Annotated in this window: 6 protein-coding genes; all 6 read right to left on the minus strand. The window is 44.4% G+C overall.

Translation table 11 applies throughout. The features are described 5' to 3' along the window. Positions 1–406, minus strand: a 406-nt coding sequence (locus tag OXH39_12125; protein MCY3551197.1) for a hypothetical protein, incomplete at its 3' end; no start/stop codon positions are given. Between the two features lie 41 nt (positions 407–447). After that, positions 448–1,911, minus strand: a complete 1,464-nt coding sequence (locus OXH39_12130; GenBank protein MCY3551198.1) for an ABC transporter permease subunit — start codon at positions 1,909–1,911, stop codon at positions 448–450. Between the two features lie 18 nt (positions 1,912–1,929). Continuing rightward, entirely contained in the window at positions 1,930–3,468 is a 1,539-nt protein-coding gene (locus OXH39_12135) for an ABC transporter permease (protein ID MCY3551199.1), read from the minus strand. A gap of 73 nt (positions 3,469–3,541) precedes the next feature. Beyond that, on the minus strand, positions 3,542–4,474 hold the full coding sequence (locus OXH39_12140) for a DUF5694 domain-containing protein (GenBank protein MCY3551200.1): 933 nt from the start codon (positions 4,472–4,474) through the stop codon (positions 3,542–3,544). A gap of 110 nt (positions 4,475–4,584) precedes the next feature. Further along, complete coding sequence (locus OXH39_12145) at positions 4,585–5,409, minus strand: DUF5694 domain-containing protein (protein ID MCY3551201.1); 825 nt, start codon at positions 5,407–5,409, stop codon at positions 4,585–4,587. Continuing rightward, positions 5,409–5,816: a DUF5694 domain-containing protein gene (locus OXH39_12150; GenBank protein MCY3551202.1), complete on the minus strand. Its 408-nt coding sequence runs from the start codon at positions 5,814–5,816 to the stop codon at positions 5,409–5,411. Before OXH39_12150 ends, OXH39_12145 begins: the two co-directional genes overlap by 1 nt. Between the last annotated feature and the right edge of the window lie 301 nt (positions 5,817–6,117).

Genomic DNA, 6,117 nt, shown 5'->3' on the forward strand with positions numbered 1-6,117 from the left:
CCCCTCTGGCAAGGACGCGATTGATGAGGTCATGCGATTCTTCGTCGTCAAACGCTTCCAGTGGCAGTTTGCCTGTCTTTTGTAAGGCAGCACGCTGCAAAGTGAAACCGGCTCTAATGCGGAGTTGCTCGCGCAGAAGTGGTAGGAGTGTCGAAATCGCCTGCTCTATGAAAAAGAGGAAACAGAGCGCGGCCAACCATGGAACAGCACTGTTTATAAGGTCTGCTTCGACGAGGGTGTTAACGGTTTCTCGTAGCACGAGGAGCTGGGCTGCGCCGGCACCTGCGTTGATGAGAACAAGGATTATCCACACTGTAGCGATAAAAGGCGATGTTTTCAACACTCGTGCGAACAGCCAGAGTAAGTCTCGAAATGAAGGACGGGTTAATTTTCCTTTGTCCGACATAGTTTTTTGTCTACCTCCGATATAGGAGCCTTACGTCATATTTACTTTAAATCGCTTTTCATAAAAGAAATCTGTGCGATAATAAGGAATAGAAGATTAAACAGCACCAACAAACCGACTTGGGATAACACGCTGCGGTAAGAGATCTGCTCTTCAAAAACCGGTACAGCGTCCAAATCCACCGGTTTCTGAGATAACCCCTCCCTTACAGGATAGATATGTAGGCTTTCTGGATCATCCTGATCTTCCGCTTTAATGAAGTCTATGAACGTCTGCCGATAACGACGCGCTTGTTTGACAAAATTCATATAACTCACGATACCTGTGTTCGCAAGCCCTTCCATTGCATATTGGAAAGTCGCTATTGGAGAGATTTGGGTGAGGTCGCGGGCGAGTTGTACTTGCTTAAATTGCTGGTCAATGTGCCCATCTGAAAACCGAGTTTTCGTCTCTACTTCTTTGGCAAGGAAATCTGCCCAAAGGCGCGTGGCTTTGGGATTTTCGGCAGATGCTGCCTTGCTTAACTTAGGCAGAATATCTTCGGCGTTATTGAAGGGGTCGTATTCAGCATACAACTGTCCTAATTGTGCATGTTTCTGCCTCAAAACTTCGTCAACGGATGGAATCGGATTCAGATTACCCACAAAAGTTCCGAGTAAGCTTGGAAAAATAAACGCCAAAAAAACCCAAGTGAGCAAGAGCCATACTAAGCTTGTAATGGCGTTTGAGACACGACTGGAGAAAAAAAGCCCGAGAAAGATAAAAATGGAAACGAGCAATGCAAATAACCCCACCATCCCCAAAATACGTAGCCAATGTTCAGACGCAAAGGGAATATTTCCGAAGAAATAGATGGTGAGTAGATTTATTAGGATACTTATGATAAGGGGTAGAAAGACTGTCACAAAAGCACCGAGATATTTTCCCAACAACACTTGTCCACGTGATACTGCATTCGACATCATAAGGCTCAGCGTGCCACGCGCTCGTTCTCCGGCAATAGCATCGAAAGTGAGCAAGATCGCAAAGAAACTCATCAAAATACCGATGAAGACCCAGTCGATTTTGATGCGTTGTATCACGTTGCCACCCTTATTCTGCAAGGGATACTCTAATATCCATGGAGGTCTCCACTGGTAACCTTCAACCAATTCATCATAACCGGCTCGGCTGAGCATTCCGACATTCTGCATTGTGACAGAGCGCGGTACAAATTTATCCGCGCCATCGGCACAGAAAGTCAACCGGTTAGGACGCTTCGGAATCTCTCCAGGTCCTATCAGTGCCAATTCCGCCAGCCCTTTATTCGCGAAATCTTCGATGTGATCCCTATTTTGCGCAACTTGTTGGTTATAGGTGTTAACTTGCGCGGTATAGCTGTAACCACCCAAACTGTATATTAGCGAGTTTGCCACAAACAGGAGGGGTAGTATAATTATTATTAAAGCGAATCGCAGGGTTGTGAGATTGTGGTATATCTCTTTGAATGCTATCTGCCAAATCATCTGTCTTGATTCCTCGTCTCAACCTAAATCATATCGTAGAAAGGACACATAAGCTGCCATGAATAAAACGACATTCCATGCTAATAATATCAAAATATCTATGTAGGCGCGGGATAAACTTTCGGAAAGTGAAAGCCTCCGGTCCTGGAAAGCAGGCAAATATGTTAGATCAGCGGCACTTTGATCATTAGAAAACCACGCCCGAGAAGTAAACACCTCTTTATCTTTCAAATATTCAACAATTTTACGCTTATAGGCTCTGGAGTCCTGAATAAAATTGTTATAACTCTGTCGGTCTGTCCCCGCTATTGCCCCGATAGCAAAGTGATATACATCCGCAAAGGAGATACGAGAAAGGGCATCTGCGAACTTGGCATTTCTCTCTCGTACCTCCGCAGGTTTATTGAGAACTTCCTCCACTTTATCCGCATACGCAATCCGAAGCGGTTCCTGATACCCTAAAATCTCTTGAAAGATAGAGGTATCCGCTTTGTCAACATCTCTGATAATGTAACCTTCTAACAAATGTAAGTTATGCATCCCATACGAAAAAAACGTAACAAAGCGATTAGTTCTTTCTGAATCCACCCCAGGTTCCCAAAAAATTGAATCCTGCAGGTTTTCGTAACCTCTCCGTTTGATGTAGGTATCTCGTTCTTTTCTGAACTGATCCCACACATCGCCAGCGGAACGGACAAACTCTGCCTCAGGCTTGGACTGATAGGGTGGAAATTTATCGACAACAATCGTCGCCACGTTTGAATGAACGATTGTTAGCATCACCCAAATAACCATCGAAAGAATTAAGGTTGTCGCAGGCGACTTTGTCCAAATTGACAACAGCAATCCTAAAAGATACCATGTTGACACGTACAACAGCGAGACGGCAAATATCAGCACAATATGTGAAATATCGTTCCCATCAAAAGCAGTCACACGGGAAGAAAGCGCGATGACCAGTGCCACGATTAAACTTATCAAAACAATAGGAAACAGCGATAACATCCCGCCGAGGTATTTTCCCAGCACTATCATATCTCTTGGTATCGCATTGGATAACACGAGTTTCAATGTGCCATCTTCTCTCTCTCCTGAAATTGTATTGAAAGCAAATAGAATCGCTAAGGCACTAAGTATGATTTTGAAGATAAAAACCACATCAATGGTTAGGAACATTGACAGAAAAGAATTGTCTGCCCCCCGTTTCTCCGCTGGTTCACCCATTATAGGGAAGGTGAGTTCAAAGACAGGCTTAGCCAGTTCAATGGTGACCGTATTTGCGCCGAAGTTCTCCGCCCCTACGTTAAAGATACCTAAAGGATTCGGTTTCCTGTGTGTTCTCGGTTTAATGTTGTAATAGAGATTCCATTCCTGCGCTTCCGCTTTTGCTTCTCGGACGGCAGCGTTATACCCTGTTAAACGTTTTTCGTAATCATCCACTTGGACGAAAACAGCAACAGCTGTTGAGAGCAGACAGACGATAAGCCCAATCATAAATCGGGAGGTTAACACATTTGAGACGAATTCTCGCTGGATAACAAGCCAAAGCGTATGCATTAATATGCCTCATCACCTTTATCGGTAAGAACGATTTGTGATTACAGCTCCTCTGGATAACAAGGTAAGAAGTCTACATCCCCTCGCCATCCAAGTATTTGAGCGGACTTTCGATGATGTAATCTCCTGAATCTTCAAGGAACTGTTGCACAAGGAAGATATGCCCGGCACCGATAATCAACAGAATTCGGTCGTCATCAGATTCGGTGATACGCGTCAGGTTCACAAAGATTTTGAGATTCCGAGAATACCACAAATGCCCAACCCAATTAGCTCCTGGGTACTGATCGCCGAGTCCAACACGCGCCATCTGCAAGTACTCTTGATGGTCAGCGCGTATGTCTTCAGGCTGATTGAGTCGTCTGTACATGTCGGTTATTGGTTCGTATTTCTCAGGTTCGATCCAGATTGTGCCATCTGCATCCTGCGTAACCTCCCCTTCAGCCGTAGGCGGTTGCCCCATGAGGTGCTCCTGATTGTGTGCTTTTGCGAACTTGCCAGGACTTACCAAATCCCAATCAAAATCTTCTGGAAAAAACCCGTCGGGTTCCTCAGAATAGTTTCGGAAATAATCCACGCAGTATACCTTTGAATGTCCCATCTGCTTGGCTAACCGGAACCCGATCTGGTCGCTTTCATGGCGTTTGAGTTCATACGCTCCTTTGAGATAGTCTTGATAGGTTGCGTTGGTCTCAGCGGTTCGTGAGAAATCTATCTCAAAAGCCATTTTGGTGGGTTTAAATTCTCTGAGTTGTTTAACCAATTGCTCAATCTCGCGCTGACGTTTTGGAGCGAGGACATCATCCATTTTATAATTAAAGCCATCCATTCCCGGATTCGCTAAGTGTCCGCTGCCCAGAATCATGATTGTCGGTTTTTGCGTCATTTGTTTAGTGCCTCCTGTAGATACATCTGTCTGACCATCACTTGTTGTTGTGGCGACCATAAACAACACACCTGCAAGGAGTGCCATTGTATAGGTTTTCCACTTTACTAAGACTTTCATAGAACTTTCTCCTATCCGTAAAACTATCTGATTGACGCTTACGTTGGGGTTGTTTTAGTTTGTAAAGAGACATCCAACGCAAGCATCGAAAAGGCGAATAAATCATATCCTCAATTCGTTTTCTCGGTTGAAGATTTCTCCTCTCCACCTGTCTCTAAGTATTGCAGCGGGCTTTCCAAGTGATAGACTTCGGAGTCTTCCACAATTTGTTTAAGGAATCCTAAGTGCCCAGCACCGATGATTAGCAAAATACGCTCATCTTCTGATTCCGTAATTCGGGTGAGGTTGACGAAAGTTTTGAGGTTCCGATTATACCAAAAATGTGCGACCCAATTCGCCCCCGGGTACTCGTCTCGAAGACCGATTCGGGCAATCCGTAAGTAGTCGCGGAGGTTTGTGCGGATCTTTTCATCCTGGTTTTCCTGTATGTACATGTCAACTATGGGTTCGTATTTCTCAGGCTCAATCCAGATTGTGCCATCTTCATCCTGCGTCATTTTTCCAGTAGGTGGCGACCCCATAAGATGTTCCTGATCGTTCGTCTCTGCAAACGCACCATAATCTGTCAAATGATCTTCCCGATCCTCCCGAATCATTGGATCATCGCGAAGATAATCTACACAGTGGACCTTTGGATGTCCCATCTGTTTCGCCAATCGGAATCCAATCTGGTGGATTTCATGGGGTTTAAGTTGGAAGTTGTCCTGCAGGTAACCGTTGTATTCCTCCTGAAGTTCAGCCTCCCAATTTGTATCAACTTCAACGGCTATCTTCGTCGGCTTGAATCTGGCAAGTTGTTCAGCGAACTGCTGAAGTTCGGCTTGGCGTTTGGGTGCGAGGACATCGTCCATTCTATAATTGATTCGATCTGCTCCCCAATTTGCTAAATGTCCGCTACCAAGAATCATAATTGTCGGTTTCGTTTGGTGTTTCATCAATTAACATCCTCCGTTTTTAGGTATTTGAGTGGACTTTCGATGATGTAATCTCCTGAATCTTCAAGAAATTGTCGGACAAGAAAAAGATGCCCCCCACCGATGATTAGAAAAATTCGATCATCATCAGATTCAGTGATGCGCGTCAGATTTACGAAAATCTTGAGATTCCGAGCATACCAAATATGGGCAAGCCAATCCGCACCCGGATATTTGTCGCCTAATCCAATCCGCGCATCATGTAAGTATGCCCGATGGCTCATGCGGCTTCCTTCAGGCTGGTTAATGCGTATGTACTTGTCAAGTATTGGCTCGTATTCTTTAGGTTCGATCCAGATTCTACCGTCCTTATCCCGTGTAATTTTCCCTGGGCCTATGCTGTTTCCTTGCTTCACACAGCGCAACATCAAGACGTTCAAGCGCAGAAGCATCATTCAGTTCAGCGTATATCATTACTACAGACACTCCTTACGAGGGAGATTTATCCAGAGGATAACTTAAAACTCTCTAAATTGATAATTTAATATTGAAACTTGCTTATTGAGCAAGTTTGAATATTAAATATACACATTGTTCATTTATGGCGGGCAGGGAGACCCCGCCCCTACAAGGTTGGCACCCATCAGAAATCCGAAAAAACCATAATTTATTATCTGATATTTCTCAGAAGTTATGCGAAAGCCATAGTTATCAAGGTTCTTTTGGTAT

This window comes from Candidatus Poribacteria bacterium, assembly GCA_026702755.1.
Lineage (GTDB): Bacteria > Poribacteria > WGA-4E > WGA-4E > WGA-3G > WGA-3G.